Origin of the sequence: Cellulophaga omnivescoria (assembly GCF_001999725.1) — a bacterium.
Classification (GTDB): Bacteria; Bacteroidota; Bacteroidia; order Flavobacteriales; family Flavobacteriaceae; genus Cellulophaga; species Cellulophaga omnivescoria.
Genome location: NZ_MDDP01000048.1, coordinates 13,312 through 32,428, shown reverse-complemented (window position 1 = coordinate 32,428; position 19,117 = coordinate 13,312). Strand labels below are relative to the sequence as shown.

The window sequence follows — 19,117 nt, the reverse complement described above, 5'->3', positions numbered from 1 at the left end:
TGTAACATATGACAAGATGACAAACAAAACTTTTTTTGGAATACTTTTTGAATTACCTTTGCCGACCGCGTTAGGGATAGCAGCGACATCTTTTTTGAGTTTTATAGCTATAAAACTTAAAAAAATATAGCGAATAGCCCGTTAAAACGCCATAATAATTACTGAGATATTGGGGCCGACTGGTTTTGACAGCGAGATTAATTGAACAGTAAGCACGTCGTGTAATGGCATTGAAACACGTTAAAGGCTATACCAACTTTTTAAACGGCGAGAATAACTACGCTTTAGCTGCATAATCTGAATTATAGTAAGATTGGCCTAGGTACACAAGGTGTACAAGCTTTATGTCTCCGGAAAGCCTTGATTGACGGCGTTCTATTTTGAGGCATCGTAAATGTCAATATAGATTAGGTAGTGCTTTGTTACCTTTTTGAAACTAAAGAAGATAAGTTATAAGTAGGTTGTCTTTAACCAGCTTATAATCGAAAAAACAAGAAAAGACTAAGCGTGTAGAAAGCTCTTTGGTTACTTGTTTGGACGAGGGTTCGAATCCCTCCGGCTCCACAAGAACAACTAAGTTGTTAAATTAAAAACCTGCCTTTTAATGAGCAGGTTTTTTTATGTTTAAAATTTGCTATCTGTTTTCTTTTATAAACTTGGTCGGGTCTATGTACCCTTTTTTGTTTATGGCGTAACCTGGACCTACAGGTAAATTTATATCTGCTCTAATTTCTAAATGTAAATGCGCTAAATATTGGCCATCTGCATTGCCTATTGTTGCTATTTTTTGCCCAATTTTAACATACTGGCCCTTGGTAACTAAAATTGTATTACAGTGTGCGTATAAGGATTCTACTATTTTACCATTTGGTTTTTGGTGCCATATTCTTATTACTTTTCCCCAGCCTCCGCCAATATCTTCTGCAAAGTTTACATATCCATTTGCTATGGTGTAAATAGGATCTCCTAGGTCTGAGTTTCCTCCGGTAACAGCATTCCAGTCGTCTCCTAAATGGTTATTTTCTCCAAATACTTGCGCATTGTAATAGCCTTTTGCATTTGGTTTGCCAACAGGGAAGTTAAAATTAGTTGCTATATAGTCGGTTTTACTTTTAAATATTTTTTTAACCTCTTGCTCTTTGCCTACTATAGGTACAACCTGCTCTTTTACTTGCTCTTGCTTTTGTTTGTTCTGTTCTTGTTTTTTTTGACCTTTAGAAAACGTACAAGCAGCGCAGAGTAGTAATAGTAGTGTATATTTTAGAGGTTGAGAATTTATCATATTAAAAAGGTTTAAATGTTATTTTACAGCCTTAGATTTTATTACTCCATTTATGCTTTTGTACTTTTTGTATGAGCCAATTTTACCGGAATCATAAACATATTCATCATAATAATCTTGCGTAACATGGTACACAAAATAATGTCCTTGGTAAGGTTTATTATTTTTGTATTTGCACGTTACAAATTTACCTGTAAGGGGATTTAAACTCTTTTTTAGCAGCAGTACATCATTAGCAAATGTATTTTCTGCAATTAATTTACCTTCATAGTATACACTTTGTACTCCGTCCTTTTTACTGTTTCTATAATAGGTATGTGTAACTTTTAACCAACTGCTTTTAATATCTAATCCATTTATGGGGTCAGTGCCTTTATAGATACCAAATCCTATTTTTTTGCCTTTGCTAGTGTACCAATACACACTATCTTTTTCTTTACCATATACTGTAGTTGCTAAAGGGTAATGGTCATTTGGAGCTAAAAACTCAATTCTTTTAGCGGTTACACCATTTTTATATAAATATTTAACTGTTGCAGCCTTATAAATACCATTGTATATTTTACCATTTTTGTATTCACTAGTATACGCTATTTTTCCGTTTTTTAAATAGGTGGTAGCTACACCGTTTAATACTCCGTTTACATAGTTGGCAGTATTTGTTTTTGTACCTTTTTTGTCATAAAATGTAATTTTACCTTCCATAACTTCTTGTTCTAGGTTAGAAAAATGACCATTCATTTGTAATACACCATTTATATAAAAGTCTTTTACTTGAAAAAGAGAATCGTTCTTTTTGGTAACAACTCTGTAAAACTGTGCTTTATTTTTGGTTGTTGTTTTCCAATCTTTATCAAAATAAATTTTTGATTGACTGTAGGTATTTTGAAAATAAAATAAGCATACCAATGTTATTACAGCACTTTTTAGAACTCCTATGTTTATATTTTTCATTCTTATTTTTAAAAATTAAATTGATAGTCCTTTTAAATTTACCTCATCTACTAATTTTAGTAGCTTATACTTTTTAAGCAAGCCAATTATATACTTACCCAATTGTTTAGAAACACTACTTTTATAGTTGCTTTGATTTTGTACATTTTTTAGATTAATATTTCCGGTTATTGAAGAAATATGTACTTCTGTAGCTGCTTTACCTTTATTGTATATTAAAAATACAATATTGTAATGATGCAACAACGCTCTAGACTGTTTGTACGATTCTGGACTTTGCAGCTTTCTTATATATGTGTCTTGGTCTTTTTTATCTAATACAGTATTACCCAATTCTTTTTTATACTCCTTAACTTTTGCACCTGGGTTTGAAGTTTTTTTAGTCTGCATATACCAAATAGAAAGCTTAACGCTATCTACCTTAGCCGGAATAAAATTCTTTTGCAACTTATTTGCTTGAGAAAAACAAAAGGAAGAACTTAATAATAAGCATACAATTAGTACCTGTTTCATATTTTATAAATTGCTAAAAAATTTATCTTATTCATTTAGTGCTAAACTGTCTTGAGGTATTGGTATTTGATTTATCCTAGAAAACGAGATATAGTATACAATACCGGGCTCATTATAAATAAGGCTAATGCTTACTTTATTAGAGTTATATTGTACCACATAGTTGTTCTCATATGCCGGTTTACCAAATTTTTGTTTTACTTCTGTAATGCTAGATTTACCCAATATAAGTCCGTTATAAAACTTTGCTTTTGCATTGTCTAAAGTTATTAGGGTTAATACTTGCTCTTTTGGCTCTGGCGTATTTTCTACCCAACTTTTATTAAAGTTTAGCTCTATACCAAGTGCGTTATTTTTTAAGCTAGTCCCAGAGCTCCACATTGGGCTAGAGTTACCACAGCTTAAACTTCCGTTTTTAGTTTCTGTAAAAGCTACTTTATGTTGATTTTTAAAATCAGAATATGTTAATGAGTCTATTTTTAGTGAGGAAATGGTAAAATCCTTACCAATAAGCAAAGTGTCATTTAAGTTTAAATTATATACGTTCTCTTTTTCCTGTTTTTTTTCAATCTTTTTTTTAGCTGTATTACCACAAGAAATTAAACAGAAAACTATAAGACCTAGCGCGCTATACTTCATAAATATTGTTTGTTATTAAAACAATAATACACACTATTACACAACAATTTGTATTGCAATAAATATTCGTAAGGGTAGGTTGTATATTTATTATAATTACTTTACATCTTTTTTGTTTTGCTCTTTAACAATACCACCTACTAATATACCTAGTATACCAGAGAGTGTAAAAAATGGCCAGCCAAAAAGTGCTAAAAAATAAAATTCTTGTAAATTACTTACAGTACTAATAAGCAAAATTAAAAAGACTGTAAAAAAAGGATAAAAAAACAGTTTAAGTTTAGAAGCAAAAACACCTGTAGATGCATAATAAACCGGTATTAAACCAATAATAGCCGGTAGTATTAATAAAAAAATTATTCCCTGGTTAAATATATCTAAGTCTGCACTTAATATCCTTAGTAGTATACCGTAAGGTACAGCCAATAAAAAACCTGCGTAGGTTTTTATTTTTTTTATAAATGTTGCATCAGAAATATTCATTTATTAACCCAAAATGTTACTCCTCTAAATTATATAACTTTTCTGTAAAATATTGTTTTAAGTGATGTAAACGAGACTCTGCAATTGAGTTTACTTCTTCTATTTTAGACAAATTAGAAATGTAAAATAAATAACGGTTAAGTTTGTCTCTGTCTAATTTGTTACTTAATTCAGTTCCAAAAATTAGTTTTTTTAGTAGTTGTACTTTTGTTAGATCATCATTATCTTGATTACTTTCTTTTATAGATTCTAAATTTTGTAATAACGCTTCTAACATTATATTTCCATTTTTAACATCCTTGTTAGCATAAGCAGTTTTTAGCATATCTAAAGTAAAAATTCCTATCTCTGCATAAAGATGTTTAGGATAAAACTTGGTAAAAGATGTAAGCACATTTTCACATTTTTTTGTATCACCAACCTCTTGGTAGTGTTTGGCTAATAATTGGTATGATGATGTGTAATTGGTTAAGGTAGATAACCTAGTCTCTAAACTATTTTTATTCCCTTCATGAAACTGAAATTCGTGTACTAAAATAGCGTATGTTTTTTCTGCATTTATACCAGCTAAATACCTATCATCTATAGGATTTTGTGGATTGGGAGTTATTTGGGAAACAAAGCCTGTTTTTTCTAAATAACTAGACACTATAGGAACTTCATTAAAGGTACAGTAAATTGGTCTTGTTGTTATGTTAGACTCAATAATATCTAAAGCAAGTAAATCTCCTTTAATAATGTAATTGTCTTTGTAATTTAGCTTTAAAGTATCTTGCTTAAATGTAATAGCAATTTTTTTGTTATTTAAGTTAGCATATTGTTTTTGTGGCCTGTAAAATATAGATGTATCTTTTACATTTATTAAACGTAAGGCTTGTTTTAGATTTAAATACTCGGCATTGTTTTGTTTGTCTTTACCATCATCTAAAATTATGTATTCTAAGTTATTATTGCTGTACGCTTGTGGTGTAAGTGTAAATTTAACCAAGTTAGATTTTGCTTTATGTTCTCTTCTTAAAAAATTTACATAGCTATTTTGGTTTAGTAAACTGGTGTTAACTATAGTAATATCTTGACGGTATTTTAAACTTGCTTGGATATATAAAAACGGAAAAGTATCGTTATCACCAGTGGTAAATAAAATACCATTAGGTTCTACAGAATTTAGATAGTTTTTGGCATAGTCTATAATAAAATCTGTATATAGATTATTTGGTAAAAAAGCGGCAGCTTCCTCTTCATTTTGGTAAATACTTAGTGCTAAATAAGCACTAACGTATTCATTAGATAATTTTTGACAAATATTACCTACTACCGTTACAAATTCTGGATTTTTATTACATAAAATAGTGTAGTTTTTTATCGCTTTTTCTACGTAATCTTTATATGTTTTAAGTTGGTTTGCCGTAAATTGGTTTTCCCCACTTTCTAAAAAATTAAATTGTTCTTTAGGGTTTGCAAACTCGTAACTATTGTTTAACAAATGGCCAGATCTTATACTGTATGCTCTGCCTAGCGCATAGTGTTCTATATCTGTAAGGTCTGTTTTTTGTTCTAAAAATGTTATCACATCTTTAGTCCAACCCACGTAGCCATAATAAGGTAACACATTAAACATTTCATTGTAATAATAGTTTAAGTGATAGTTTGCTAAATCTGTATTAACATTTGTATTGCTGGGAAAACTAATTTTTTGATATGCATTAGTAGACGCATTCCAATATAACTCTGGCTTTTCATAATCTTCCGTATTATAGTTATACTCTTGTATGTAGTAACCTTGTTTTTTTTTAATAAACCTAATATCACTTGTTCTTTGATTCGCGCGCAAATCATAACTTGTAAAAAAAGTAGTAACTATTTCTTTATACGACGGAAGATTATATGTAGCACTCTTGCAACTAACACAAAAAATGAAACACAATAAAAGAATGCTTTTTTTTATCATTTTGTTTTAATTAGATTATTACCTACAAAGTTCTATTTTATCCATTAAACTCATAATACTCAAATTTATATACCCAAGATTTGTTAATAAGCTCTAGCGTAAAATTACCACCATAACAATCGCCAGGACTGCCTTCTAGGTTACCATATAACCTATAATACCCATCTACTTTTTTTAGGGCATATATAGTTATTGATGATAAATATCCATAGTATGCATAACTCTCCATTTCTCCATTCTCTATTATAGAAATTACTGTACCTAAATTTTCAGAATAAGAGTCATAATACTCAGTTACTACCACGTTTGCATTTTGTGAAGTTTTATATGTCTTCTGAGTAAATTTTAATGTTTTTTCTGAGTTATTATTCTCAAATAAATCTATATTTTCTAGCGCACAAGATAATAGCTTATTAATTTTAACTCTGTTTTTTTGGCTTATATTTAAGCTGATTTCTTTTAGGTTTGGAGGTATAGAATCTATTGTTCTAGAACCAAAGCCTCCTCTTGTATGTTCCCACGTTTGGTCTATTAATTCAACTTGGTCTGCGCAGTTGTCTTTTCTTAATTCATAAATTCTATTGAAATAGACATAACCAACTTCGTTTAAAGTCGTTTTCACTAAAGTCCATTTCTCATTTTCTGCTTCAGGTAAAGCAAATTTAAATTCATCGTTTTTGTTTATTCTTGCAATTATTTTACTAGATGAATTTTTACCCTGTCTAACATTTACGTATCCATCAGCATCGTTAATAACTCCTGTTCTAATATGCCCATAATCTGGAAATTTAATATTCTGAGCTGATATGTGATAACAAAAAATGAAACAGAATAAAAGAATGCTTTTTTTAATCATTAGAGAAATGTAATTTTTTAAATATATTTTTTAATGAATACCAATACTAACAATAGCAAAGCAATTACCAAAATAGCAATTAATATTCGTAAGCGTGTGTTGTATATTTAAAATGCTCCTATTAGTTATTTTTAATAGTTTATTTCCCTAACTTCTAGTTTACCTATATCGTTTTTATTAAAAGAATTTTTAGACAACCTTTTGGTCCAATTACCATTTTTATCAAATGCTAAATATTTGTATTTTATACTAGATATAGTATCCTTATTTTTATTTATGGCTACTTTGTTATCAATAAATTTATCATCTGTATAATAATAAAAATGAGTGTCTATTTTATCTCCGTTTACAAGAGTTACTTTAGAAAACCTATCATTTTGCTTTTCAACTCTAATAGAAAATAATAACTCGTTATTAGGAGCAAAAGATTCTTCTAAAATTAAAGAATCAGACACATACGTTATTTTACTTTTGTTGCGTAAAACATTGTATTTACTATAATGAAAAGATTCATAATTTTTACCTTTTGCATATTTAGTTGTTTTACTGCTAGTTCTGTTATTTTCTGCGTTTAAAGTAATAGATTTAGCATACCTTCCTATACTATCAAAACTAACAATTAGGGTGTTTAACAAGTTAAGTTCATCTTCTTTAATTACGTTACTACTAAAATTAACCTTATATATTTTTTGTTTTAAAGTTTTAACTATACCTGTAAGTTCAAACCTATTCCATTCTCTTGCATCTTTAGCTTGGTCTTGCTGTTTAACAAAAGTACAACTTAACGGCAGAATTAGCAGTAATGTAACTAACAGCTTTTTCATTATTTGTGTTTGTTGTTTTACTACTTCTTTTTAAAATGAATGTATTTTTCTCCGCAATCATTTAACTTCACATAATAATTCATGGCATTACCGTAATTCTGAATTGTTATTTCCTCTGGACTATAATGGCCCTCTACACCAACTGTACGCTTGCCTATTTTTTTAAGCTTTGCATATTCTTTTTCCTTAACAGAATCTTCCTCTGCTAAGCTTACATCAAAATAATCTTCAGCGTATTCAATCTCTGATAGGTTTATGTATAAACCATCTTCTCTGTAAAAATTAAGCTTTCCTTTTAAATTTCGTTCTTTAGATTTATAGCTGTAGTAGTACTCGCCTTTAGATTTTGTAAATAATAAAGTTAAATTACACATATCATTATAATACTCCCCTATTAAATCTTCTGGTAACGCTGTAACTTTTTTGGCTGATTGTGTTAAAACTAAAGGATACTCTTTTTTGTTTTCTGCATTTACCCAAACCCCTTTTATACCAGAATCTTCAATTTTTCCTTTTAAAATAGCCAGTGTATCATTTTTATAATTTAGCTCGTATGCAAGTAAACTATCTGCTACAACTGTACCTACTACTTTTATATCTACACCTATTTTTTTGTAATAATAAAACCCATTTATATGGCCTTCCTTATTATCTAAGTTAAAGGCTACCTCTAAATTGTTGTTTATTTTTCCGGTATAGCTTCCTAAGCTTATGTCCTTGTTTAATGGTTTAGATGGTTCTTCTTTTTTATTAGTCTCTTCTGCTTTATTAGAAGTAACTTCTGTGGCTTTAATATCTTCTGTTTTCGTTTTTTTGTCTGCACAAGAAACTAAAACTATTGTAAGAGCTGTAAGTAGGATTTTTTTCATTTTTATAAAGGATTATTGTTTATTCATAACTTATCTAGCGTTATTCTTGATTTTGTTTTTTGAGCAAACCTGCTTCTCCAATCGTTTATATTAAAATTGTTTCTTTCTTGAAAAGAAGATGTTTTCCAGTACATCATTAATGCATAATTCTGCTCTAGCAACATAGCTTTGTTAGTATCCCCTATTTCATAGAGTTCTGTAAAAATATCTTTAATTATTTCGTAATTTTTATTTTCTTTCTGGCCTCCAAAGTTAAGATCTAAATTTTCTCTATTTTTAAATAATGGGTGATTCTCTAGCTCTTTTACTGGTGTACAGTTTTTTAGCAATCTTAACACATTTTGAGAAGGAAACTCTATAGCCCAATTAGAAATTACCGCGTTTATTATACACTTCTGAAAATCTAACTCATTGCCAATTCTTTTATATTGTGATGCTAATTTAAACCAGTTTTCGCTTAGTTCTCCAAAACTTTTTGTACTCTTTTTATAAAACTCAATAGCTTTATTTACATTATTATCTTTTAAGCATTGGTTTCCTTTTTCTAAATAATTGTATACAAAATTTTCATCTTCAATTTCTTCATCACCATAATCAAAATCGTTTAGTTTATACCATTCTAAAAATTTATCTAAAGATGAAAAACTAGGTCTAATAATACCTTCATCATGAATCATTTCGCAAACAATAGGTTCTTTATCCTCTTTACCAAACTCCCAATACAATCCAAAGTAATCTCCGTTGCCCAAGCTAGCTTCATAAAAATGTAAAAAACCATTTGGCGGGTACACACCTACTTGTACTTCCTTGTTTAAAGATATTTCTGTAATATTATTTGGCAGTTTCATAAGGTACTAGTGTGCTTTAACTATATTCATTTAATCGTTTTTATTGCTCTTTTTTTTCTCTACAGCCCATTTACGTATTGCTTCATTTAAAGCTCCAAATCCTATAAAACCTAAAAACAATCCTATTGGCATACCAATTAAAGTTTTCCAAAATTCTTTAGGGTTCATTTTATAATCTGGTAAGTGGGCCCAATATAAAAATGCAGCAAAAAGGATTCCCAAAATTACTACAATTATATACTCCATATTTGTGTTTTCATCATCTTAAAACTCCTCTAACAAATAAAAAAATACCTAATCCAATTATCCCAAAAGAAACTATACTACCTCCTGTTTTGTATAGTAATAATAAGCCCATAAGTAATAAAACTACACCAACAATTCTGTTGGCTTTAGACTTCTTTTCTGCTTTTTCTACACTCTTTTTTAACTCTGGTGAAATTGTAAACAAATGCTCTGTAAAATTATTCATCATTTGTCCAATATTATCAGCGTTATTTATTACAGTGTCTCTAAATTCCTTATCACTTTTTGCTTTTTTATTTAAAGCATCTGTTAACTCATTTTGTAAACCTCTTGCAACTGCTTCGTTTTTAAAAACTGTTAATTGCTCTTCTGTAAACTTATCTATATTAAAAACAATTATATTAAGTAAGTCTTGTTGTGGCAAGTCTTTTACAGAGTCCATAATACTATTTTTTCTAGCATTATTAGCTTCTATAGCTTCGGCTAATTGCGCCTCTAATCCTCTTATATGTATTTCTTCTGTATAAGCTCTATGCTCATCGTTACAAAGGTCTCTATGTAATAAGCTATCAAAAAGCACTTCATTAGAAAATTTTTTAGCACTACTTTTAAAATCATTATAGTTCATAAGTTAGATTTGGTTATTACTACAATTTAAAACTGCTTTTTGTAATATTTATTTTCCTTTAACAGCTGCTTTTGCCCATTCTGTAGGTCTATCTCCAAAGCATTCTAATATAGCATCTACGCCTATAACAGTTCCCTTGGCTAACCTACCAAGTAAGGCTATTGGTAATTTATTTTTTGTGTCTTTTTCTATAAGATATCCATCTTTAGTTGTTTGTACCCCAAGATTATCGCTTACTATTTTTATAGACTCGTTATGAAGCAAACTTTTAACTAAGTCAGATTTTACTGCTGTAATTTTTGGTGCATCTAAAACTGAATTTATCATTACATTAAGTTCTATACTCTTATTGCCTGTACTTAAAACCCATCCATTAATAGATAATTCAATTTTTGGATTTTTTACAAAATCTAAATTTAAAATACCAGCTTTAACCAACGCCAACATTTGTTGTATGCTCTCTACCGGTGGACCATAAGAATATCTTTTAATTTCTTCATCTAACTTTATAATTTTTTCAAAAACAGTATTGCTGCAATTGTTATAAGATAACTGCTTATATATTGATGGTTGACAATGTCTCCATACCTGTCCAATACAAAAGTCTAAACTTACAGCACTTTTAGCTGTGGCCATACCTATGTAACTATTTAGTAAAGTCACAATTGGTGTTGCTGTAGGTAAAATTAGGCTATGCTTGTAATTCTGATTAGTTACCCATTTAAATGCGGCTTCTTCTACCTGTTTAAATGTATAATTTTTAGTTTCTAAAGTATGTGGTAATGAGGTATAAACACGTGCAACAATTGGCACTATGGCAGACACCAAAAAGTCTACTCCTGTAGCATTACTTTGCGCTGTTTGATCTCCTATCTCTTTTTCAAAATTATAAATCTGCTCATCAGATGGTTTGTATAAATCATCAATATTTTTATTTAATGGTTTGGGCACTGGAGGCAAGCCATCTAAAGAAAAAGGTACAATTATAGTTTGTAGTCTTGTACTACTAATAAACTCACTTTTTTTGGTGGCCTCATCTATAATTTTAAAAGAGCCTTGTTTGGCTAGCACACCACGCATAACATCTAACATAGCTAACCCTAATCCTCTAACTCCAACTGTAGTTTTATTTATTGTGTTAGTTATATCTATATAATTTTTAACCGGGTAAGGATCTAAAAAAAGCTTTACATTACTATTATTTTTAAAGTTACTGTGCCATTTAACCAATTGTGGTGTTACATATGTTGGTTGGTGACCTATGGCTAGCAAAACCTCATCTACATTAGTATATGTTTTACTAAGCGTTGTTATACTAACTTTAGCATTATTACTTAATTGTATGTTGGTTACTTTTTGTTGGTATAAAAAAGCAATTTTATGTAATAACAATGGTGTAATAAATGATGTAAAACGTTGCTTTAGGTATTCTCCTATTTTTGCTCTAGGAGGATATGTATCTGGTTCTGAACTCCCTATTTTATCAAAATTTAAATTGGCCCATTGGTGGTAACAAGAAAAACTTGGAATAGATATACCATTGTATACTACCTCATCTCTTTTAGGTAATGTAAGTATACGCTCTGTTATATTTATCCAGTTAGATTTTACTTGGTCTGTGCTATATACCTGTCCGTTTCCAAAATCGCCTGTTTCTTCAAACAATAGCAGCTCTACTGTAGTTTGGTCTTGAGCTAAACTTAATTGTTTTATAAAATTTTCTGCGGCATAAAGTCCTCTAGGCCCTACACCAATTATTGCTAACCTTTTGTTAATCACGTTATATGTTCGTATGGTTACATTATTATTTTAAACTGTTTACAATATACTAAACTTTAGCACAGAGCTTATGGCCTTTAGGTTACAAAAAAATAAATTTTAATATTATAACTAACCATTTGGCATACGTATAATTTAACACACAATTGTAATTATAATAGAGGCTTAACTACTTAATCTGGCTGAATCCAATCTGCATTTCGAACAAATAAAATATATTGCGCATAATCTGTAGTAGATGTACCATCTAAAATATCATAAGCATCCCAAATAGGTATAAGGTTTTTAACTTTAGTACCTCTTGTAGAGTTTAAGTACGGTGATCCCTCTGCATCTAGTTTAAGCAAACTTATTGTGTTTGGTGCGGTTACTTTTTTATAGTCTGCAATACCCTTTATGTACATAAAAAGCCTACTGTCTTGTGAATAATTAAATTTTGTAAACGCTTTGCCTTTGTCTTGCATAAACTTTGGTAACGCTCTGCTATCTACAGTTAATTTAGAGTCTACATACATTGTATTTAGGCTAACCATTTTGTGTACGTATGGTAATGTAGTGTCTTTCTTAATTCGTCCTGCAAAAGTATAATTATAAGCTTGTAGTGTATGAGAAAAACCAAATCCGGCATAAATATTCTTATTTCCCCATTCATTTTGCGTATGTAATCTTTTAAAGTTTAAATACATAAACTTATCTCTGCTTCTTGTTTTACCATAATTAGAAATGTTGTACTCTATATTTTCTAGTAATTTATATGTGTTTTTATCTAGTTGTGTTTTCTCTTTTTCTAGAATAGCATTAAACTTATTTTTAGACCAAAAAATTAAAGAATCTTTAGTGTTAGGAATCTCATTATGGTATTTTTTAGGTAGCTTTTCTTTTAATAATTTTTGAGTTAGTTTAAAGTCCGCAATTCTATCAATTCCTACTAGTTTAAATTTTGAGGTCTCTGGGAGTTGAGCATAATAAGTTCTCATATTTTTCCATTTATTTCTGTATTGCTTAGAAATGCTTCCTATGTAAACTGGCCAATTTTTAAGTATGTTTTTAAGTTCTAATTTGTTAGAACCTTTTATATATTCTTGCAAATAATATCCTTGGGCAATGTCCATTTCTGCCAAGTAAACATCAATTTTTATTTTTTCATTTAGTTGATTAAATAATGTAAAATCAATTCTTGGAGATGTTTCAACCTCGTGTACCTCACCAACTAAAAAGAGTTTGTTTTTGTAAAAATCTTCATCTAGTGAATTAAACTGAAGTGAATCTTCCATTTTAACCACCTCTGTATGTTCTTTTAAATAATTAACATATTTGCTAGAAGAGCAACTTGTTAAAAATAATATTAGAATAGCTGTGATAATAAGTATACGAGTTTTCATTTGTTTGTTTTTAAAGTTCTCCACAAAGAGAAAACATAAAAACAACAGAAAAAAAAGAGTGTGATTAACCTGAAGCTTTTGGGTTAAAAATGAACCACTTGGGCTAATTTTGAAGCTACTGGGACGAATTTGAAAGCCTATTATTTAAGGCTTTATAGTAAACTTGTGAAATAGGTATGGTCTCCTTAGTAGTAGTAATTCTTATAAAACGCTTTCTAGCATTACCTTCTACGGTGTCTAAATAATCTAAATTAACCAAGTAAGAACGGTGCACTTGCCAAGCCTTAGGAAGCTGTTTCATTATATTAGAAAGTGTGTTTCTAAACGTTTGTTGTTGCATTCCATTTTCTGTATTGTAGTATACATCTACATAATTTTGTTGCGCTTTTGCAAAAATAAAATCCGATTCAAGAATGGTTAAGGTTTCAGATTTATTGTTCCCAATAATAGTTACTCTTTTTTTACTTTTAGTAGTTTCTTTTGTGCGCAAAGGAACCTCTATTACACCATATTTAGAGCGTAGGTAAATCCAAAAAGGAACAACAATAGGTGCAAAAGGTACTCCAAACGATTTTATAAAACCCCATATTAATTTAGAGGTAAATGAAGTTAAACCGCTAACCACATAAAAGTGGTAAAAAAAAGAAAAAAGAAATACAATAAAAGTAGTTGTAATAATATAAAAACACTCATTTAATACAAACCATCTTTTTGTTTGAATTTTGTAAAAGTAATTTTCAATAGGATGAACAAGTAGTATTGGAATTATAAGGCAAAAAGCATAACCAGAAAGAATTAGATATTTGTATGAAAACTCGTTATTACTATCAAAAGGTTCTAATGTTATTAATAAAATTGATACAAAGGCACCTAATAATAGTGCTATTGTAAAAGTATGTATCCAACCCTTGGTATAAGCTATTGTTTTATTTAACGTAATCATTATTTTAATATCATTGTTTTAGGTACTTAATACTAGAATTTAAGTTACTATTAGAACAATTGTTTTTTTAAACTAATACTAATTGTAACGGCATACCTGTGTTATAACATAAGCCCTATTACTTTTTGCTAACAATATAATTAAATAAATGCAAAAAAGGCCCAAGCCAAAGCCCGAACCATTATTGCTTTATGTACGTTATTGTACAATAATACTTTTGTTTAATTTATTTTTTGGAGTGAAGCCCAATTGTATTACCATCTTTATCCATAAAAATAGAAACAAAACCAAATTCTCCTATAGACATTTTTGGTCTTATAATTTTTCCGCCTGCTTTTACTACTAATTTTTCTTCTGTAACACAATCTTCAGATTCAAAATAGATAACTGTATTGCTACTGCTAGGCATAAAATCTTCTTTTTCTACTAATGCACCCGTAATATTTATCCCTTTAGGATCAAAAGGAAAACCAGATTGTTTACCAAACTCTTTAGGAAAATCAATTAGTTTTATATTAAAAACAGTTTCATAAAACTCTTTTGCATTATTTAAGTTTGATACATTAATGTCGAACCAGTTTACAGGATTTACGTTTTTCATTTTTATTTGCTTTTATAGTTTAATTGCGTTATTGCATTGCAAATATGCTAACAGTTGTAGTTGTAAAATTGTAAAAATGGGACAGACCTAATCTTTGCTATCAAAAATTAGAGACATCTTTAAATCATTACCATAAAATTCTTTGGGGGTAAGTCCTGTAAACTCTTTAAAGTCTTTTATAAAATGAGCCTGATCAAAATAATCATTCTCATAAGCTAAATCTGTTAAGCTTTTAACTTCTTGCGTTAATAATGTTTTAAGTGTATTTTGAATTCTTATAGTTTTTGAGAGTTGCTTAGGACTTAAGCCAATTGTTGATGAAAATTTACGAGTTAATTGTCTTCTATTAATATTATTTTTTTCTGACAGTTCACTTACAGAAAATTGTCCATTTGCTTCTATAATTGTATCTATAGTTGATTTTACAATACTGTCTATACAGTTTTTATTAGTTAACCTCTTTAGTAAAAATGCTTCTATTAACGCTATTCTATCTAAAGTACAGGTAGCATTTAAAATTTGCTCTCCAATTACTTCTCCTTCTTGTCCAAATAGTTTATTTAATGGTACTGCGGTATTTTTAATTTCTTTAATATCTATGTTAGCAAAGGGAAAAAAACCGTTTGGCTGAAAACGTACTACAAATGAACCTGTAACCCCAAGTGGCTCTACAACATAAGGTTTGGTTAATTGCCCTATTAAAAAACATTTAGGTAAAATTATACTTTCCTTATTATTTGGATGATGTTTGTAAGTATCTCCGTAATGAAAAATAAGTTTCATTGTTCCGTCTGGAATAATGGTATTTTTTACAGGAGTGTTTTCAAAATCACTTTCTAAATTCCAGTAGCATTTAATCCACTCTTTTAAATTTTCTTGTGGTTTAAATGTTTTATGATTCATAGTAAAATTATCTTTTGTTAAGATAGGATTTGGTTTTAATTTATAACCTTTATTTAAATAAAAAGTAGCAGATTAATACGGTACTCACCTTTTAATTAGTAATAAAGATAGCAAATAAACAGAAACCTTTAGCAGTAGTATTTATAAGCTATATTATATAAACCGTGTAATAGCAAGTGTTATGCTACACCCAAAACATTTATTAATTTTACTGTGCTTACCAAAAGTAACACTATTAAATAGTGTTACTTTATTTTATGTTTTTCCAGTTAATCATAGTTGTTGGGTGCTCATTATCTGTGGGATAATTATTATGTACAAACTCCAACAATTTTGGCGTAAGCAAAACAAAAGTTCCATCATTTCCACAGTTTATGGGATAAAATTGCTCGTCTAAATTTTGTTGTCTTAGCTGGGCGTTCAACATTTCTATAAAATTGATATAAGCAATGCTCCAGTCTTGGTCCGAAAATTGCTCGTTAAACGCTGTATATTCAATTCCGTTCAATTCAATTGTATGTTTCCAACTATTTTGGTCTTGTTCGCTTTTTTCATTTGCGTAATTTAATTCCAGTCCTAGTTTTTTAAAAGTTGGTTTAACCTGATCTAAATATTTTGTTAATCCTCCAATTTCAAAAAGTTCCTCACAATCTACCATATGGTAGCGATTGTCCATATAACTTTGTGTTTCTCCACGCATTGGTCCCCTAAAAAAATTAAAGTTGGAATATGCTTTTTCAAAACCAATTTTAACCATTTCCAATTCAGACTCGCTTGTAAGATTAAAAAAACCAAGTTTTTCTAGCTCGTTAACAACTTCTTTACCGCTTAGTACTTTTAAACTTACGTTCTCTGCATTGGTTTTATCCGTTTTAAAAACTGTGTTATTCTTTTTAGAATTACAAGCCAAAAAAGTGAGAAGAATTATAATTAAAAAAATATGTTTCATTAGTTTGGTTAAATTAAAAACAACGTTTTTGTGTAGAAAACGTAGCGTATAAATATACACAAAAGTTTCGGATTATTACTGAGCCAAATCTGCACTAACTCTCGGTTTAGCACTTATTAGCTATGTTTTATACACCTTGTTAGCGTGTCGTTTTTTTCAAAGTAATATTTGTCTTAAAAAGATGCAACTCTAATTTTTCTGAAACAAATTTTATAATTGGAATTTTTCTAATCCAATCGTCTTTTGATATTATTAAATGTCCGTCATTCAAATCACATTTTCCACTAATCAAATTAAATTCATTGATTTTCGGGTTGGTATAATCTCTTGCAGGAATAATAATATCAATTTGATTTAAAGTATTAATTAGAATTCTAATCTCACTATATGAAGGAGATAAATCTGTCATATTAAAATTAAAGCCATATTCAGGTAAATCTTCCATTTTTGTTGATTTCCATTCGCCAGTTAATTCGCTAATAGATGATATATTGACAGTTTCAAACATTGATTTCCCCAATGATAGGTTAAGTATTTTAGTAATAGCTTTTGAAATTTCTTTTCCACTATTCCGAGATAATTTTGTCAGTAATTTTGAGGATTCTTTTTTACTGAAATTTTGTTTTATTAAGGGGTATAATTTGTGAGCATATTCATTAGTCGAAAAGTAATTTGATTTTAAGTTCAATTTACTTTGTATTTTATCTAAATGGGCTATTAATAAATTTTCATCAATACTAGTGCATAGTTTATCTAAATTCCATTCCATTGATGTATCGATATCTTTAATAATATTTTTACTAATATCTGACTGGATGTCATTTATTTGTCCAATAATCAATAGTTGTATCAAAGTCAAAATATGGTTATTAGTCCAAATTGTTTCTGTCTTATATTTTAATTGATAATTATTCATTTTTTAGAAATGCACGCTAACGGCTCGGCTAATGTTAGTGCGGGATTAAATTAGTATTTAATTTCCGATTAAAAATTTAGCCATCCCGATGCTTCGGGATTTATTTTGTTTTATCTTTTTCTGTTCTAAAGCCAAATCAAAAGATTTTGTGAACTTGGTTAAATGCACTAAACTTTGAATTAAGCACCTAAAGCCGAATTATTTATAGTTTTTTTTGTGCGTAGGCTTTTTTCATCCAACCGCTCTTTTTGGATAAGGTTGCAATTCTTTTTTTAGACCTTCAATAACTTTATACAGTTCCGAGTTATTCATTTTGCAGTCCACAAAATAATCCCTTTTGTCATCTGTGCTCTTAGGCCTAGATTCTAAGTTAAATTTAATACGAACAGTTTTAAAGTCAATTCCAAGTTTTATTAGTTCAAATTCCAAGTTTGGCTCAATAAAATTCAAACATTTATACTTAGGTGTTTCGTTTTGAGATATTTTTTTGAACCACTCTATTATTTCTTTTACATCCCCAACTAAAAGGGATGGGTCCACAGTTTGCCAATTTCCGCAATCACTTTTTACATTAAGATAAATCAACAACCAATTGGAATCATATTCGCAATCCGTTATTTCAGGAAACTGGTAGTTAGTTATCCTAAATTCAACAGTTTGGTCATTAATTCCTTTAAATATCATTTAGTTCAGTTTGGTTTTTTTAAGCTTACGCACAACGGTTTGGGTATGGTGCGTGTCCCGCAGGGCATGCACTATACCCGTTGTTGGCACACGTTTTTTATTTTAATTCTTTCAATTCAGCTGGTTGACTTAATATCACTTTGTCATTTTTAGTCACTTCTAAGTTGTATGGAGGAGTTTCGCTCGCTCTCATATTATTTACATAAATAAAATAGCTGTATTCTCCATTTGTAAATGTATAATGGTGATTTCCTCCACTTCCATCTGGAGTCCATTTTCCATTGTTAATGACTAAATCTGGTTTATTTGATAGGTCAGAATCTATTGACCAAGAAGCATAACGATATTTTCCATTTTCTAAAAGGTCAACTCGCACTATGAACTTATCAGTTTGAATTGTATGGATTGGGGCTTTAAATTTTTTCAAGTCTGGATAAAGTAGGCTCTTCTCGTACTTAATCCACTTTTCTTCAATGGCTTTTTCTTTGTCGGATGTGTAGTTTGTTGCTATGAATCTACCATCATAGTCTAACCACACAGTTCCATTATGAAGCATAATTCCCCGCCAACCTACATCAGACCAATCTTCTTTAACATTTGAACTTGTAATTACTGAAATCAGACTATCATCAAATAATTCTGAGTAACGGTCTTTAAGTTCTTGTTTATTGTTGATTGGTGGAATTGGATAAGGTCTATTTATCGGATATGATACGATTGAGTCGAGTTTGTCGATATCTGTGTTCTTTATACAATCCACAAAATATTCGACTACATCTTCATATTCAGTTTTCGATAACTGTGAGAAACAGTCCGTCAAACTGAAAATGATAAGTAGAATTGTCAATATTGATTTTGTCATTTTTTAAT

At 29.5% G+C, this 19,117-nt stretch carries 21 protein-coding genes and 1 other RNA gene; 1 reads left to right on the top strand and 21 read right to left on the bottom strand.

Annotated elements, in window-relative coordinates; translation table 11 throughout:
- The first annotated feature begins 171 nt into the window (after positions 1–171).
- Positions 172–567: a transfer-messenger RNA gene (gene ssrA, locus BFJ87_RS14380) on the top strand.
- 67 nt (positions 568–634) lie between these two features.
- Here ssrA and BFJ87_RS14375 read toward each other — a convergent pair.
- The 21 genes from BFJ87_RS14375 to BFJ87_RS14275 all read right to left on the bottom strand — a co-directional run bounded on the left by BFJ87_RS14375 (position 635) and on the right by BFJ87_RS14275 (position 19,109).
- Positions 635–1,282: a M23 family metallopeptidase gene (locus BFJ87_RS14375; RefSeq protein WP_077406114.1), complete on the bottom strand. Its 648-nt coding sequence runs from the start codon at positions 1,280–1,282 to the stop codon at positions 635–637.
- Positions 1,283–1,300: 18 nt separating this feature from the next.
- A complete protein-coding gene (locus BFJ87_RS14370) occupies positions 1,301–2,236 on the bottom strand; it encodes a toxin-antitoxin system YwqK family antitoxin (protein WP_077406111.1) in 936 nt (311 codons plus the stop codon).
- A 15-nt stretch (positions 2,237–2,251) separates the two neighbouring features.
- Positions 2,252–2,749, bottom strand: a complete 498-nt coding sequence (locus BFJ87_RS14365) for a hypothetical protein (RefSeq protein WP_077406108.1) — start codon at positions 2,747–2,749, stop codon at positions 2,252–2,254.
- Between the two features lie 27 nt (positions 2,750–2,776).
- On the bottom strand, positions 2,777–3,388 hold the full coding sequence (locus tag BFJ87_RS14360; protein ID WP_077406105.1) for a hypothetical protein: 612 nt from the start codon (positions 3,386–3,388) through the stop codon (positions 2,777–2,779).
- 96 nt (positions 3,389–3,484) lie between these two features.
- Positions 3,485–3,871 carry a hypothetical protein gene (locus BFJ87_RS14355; protein ID WP_077406102.1) on the bottom strand — a complete coding sequence of 129 codons (387 nt, stop codon included), beginning with the start codon at positions 3,869–3,871 and terminating at the stop codon, positions 3,485–3,487.
- Positions 3,872–3,887: 16 nt separating this feature from the next.
- A complete protein-coding gene (locus BFJ87_RS14350) occupies positions 3,888–5,702 on the bottom strand; it encodes a hypothetical protein (RefSeq protein ID WP_245799646.1) in 1,815 nt (604 codons plus the stop codon).
- Positions 5,703–5,856: 154 nt separating this feature from the next.
- On the bottom strand, positions 5,857–6,675 hold the full coding sequence (locus BFJ87_RS14345) for an SH3 domain-containing protein (protein ID WP_077406097.1): 819 nt from the start codon (positions 6,673–6,675) through the stop codon (positions 5,857–5,859).
- Between the two features lie 131 nt (positions 6,676–6,806).
- Positions 6,807–7,499: a hypothetical protein gene (locus tag BFJ87_RS14340; RefSeq protein WP_077406094.1), complete on the bottom strand. Its 693-nt coding sequence runs from the start codon at positions 7,497–7,499 to the stop codon at positions 6,807–6,809.
- 20 nt (positions 7,500–7,519) lie between these two features.
- On the bottom strand, positions 7,520–8,368 hold the full coding sequence (locus tag BFJ87_RS14335) for a hypothetical protein (protein ID WP_077406091.1): 849 nt from the start codon (positions 8,366–8,368) through the stop codon (positions 7,520–7,522).
- A gap of 23 nt (positions 8,369–8,391) precedes the next feature.
- Positions 8,392–9,216 carry a hypothetical protein gene (locus BFJ87_RS14330; RefSeq protein ID WP_077406088.1) on the bottom strand — a complete coding sequence of 275 codons (825 nt, stop codon included), beginning with the start codon at positions 9,214–9,216 and terminating at the stop codon, positions 8,392–8,394.
- Between the two features lie 30 nt (positions 9,217–9,246).
- On the bottom strand, positions 9,247–9,462 hold the full coding sequence (locus tag BFJ87_RS14325) for a hypothetical protein (RefSeq protein ID WP_077406085.1): 216 nt from the start codon (positions 9,460–9,462) through the stop codon (positions 9,247–9,249).
- A 13-nt stretch (positions 9,463–9,475) separates the two neighbouring features.
- Entirely contained in the window at positions 9,476–10,090 is a 615-nt protein-coding gene (locus BFJ87_RS14320) for a hypothetical protein (protein ID WP_077406081.1), read from the bottom strand.
- Between the two features lie 48 nt (positions 10,091–10,138).
- Positions 10,139–11,869 (bottom strand): FAD/NAD(P)-binding protein, encoded by a 1,731-nt coding sequence (locus tag BFJ87_RS14315; RefSeq protein WP_077406079.1) that lies wholly within the window; start codon positions 11,867–11,869, stop codon positions 10,139–10,141.
- A gap of 173 nt (positions 11,870–12,042) precedes the next feature.
- Entirely contained in the window at positions 12,043–13,251 is a 1,209-nt protein-coding gene (locus tag BFJ87_RS14310) for a hypothetical protein (RefSeq protein WP_077406077.1), read from the bottom strand.
- 115 nt (positions 13,252–13,366) lie between these two features.
- Positions 13,367–14,194 (bottom strand): LytTR family DNA-binding domain-containing protein, encoded by an 828-nt coding sequence (locus tag BFJ87_RS14305; RefSeq protein ID WP_077406074.1) that lies wholly within the window; start codon positions 14,192–14,194, stop codon positions 13,367–13,369.
- Between the two features lie 226 nt (positions 14,195–14,420).
- Positions 14,421–14,795, bottom strand: a complete 375-nt coding sequence (locus tag BFJ87_RS14300; RefSeq protein WP_077406071.1) for a VOC family protein — start codon at positions 14,793–14,795, stop codon at positions 14,421–14,423.
- Between the two features lie 87 nt (positions 14,796–14,882).
- Positions 14,883–15,698: a helix-turn-helix domain-containing protein gene (locus BFJ87_RS14295; RefSeq protein ID WP_077406068.1), complete on the bottom strand. Its 816-nt coding sequence runs from the start codon at positions 15,696–15,698 to the stop codon at positions 14,883–14,885.
- A 250-nt stretch (positions 15,699–15,948) separates the two neighbouring features.
- Positions 15,949–16,647, bottom strand: coding sequence for a hypothetical protein (locus BFJ87_RS14290; protein WP_077406065.1), 699 nt, complete (start codon positions 16,645–16,647; stop codon positions 15,949–15,951).
- A 139-nt stretch (positions 16,648–16,786) separates the two neighbouring features.
- Positions 16,787–17,563 (bottom strand): hypothetical protein, encoded by a 777-nt coding sequence (locus tag BFJ87_RS14285; protein ID WP_077406062.1) that lies wholly within the window; start codon positions 17,561–17,563, stop codon positions 16,787–16,789.
- Positions 17,564–17,794: 231 nt separating this feature from the next.
- Complete coding sequence (locus BFJ87_RS14280) at positions 17,795–18,247, bottom strand: WapI family immunity protein (RefSeq protein ID WP_077406059.1); 453 nt, start codon at positions 18,245–18,247, stop codon at positions 17,795–17,797.
- Positions 18,248–18,344: 97 nt separating this feature from the next.
- On the bottom strand, positions 18,345–19,109 hold the full coding sequence (locus BFJ87_RS14275; protein WP_077406056.1) for a hypothetical protein: 765 nt from the start codon (positions 19,107–19,109) through the stop codon (positions 18,345–18,347).
- Positions 19,110–19,117 lie beyond the last annotated feature (8 nt).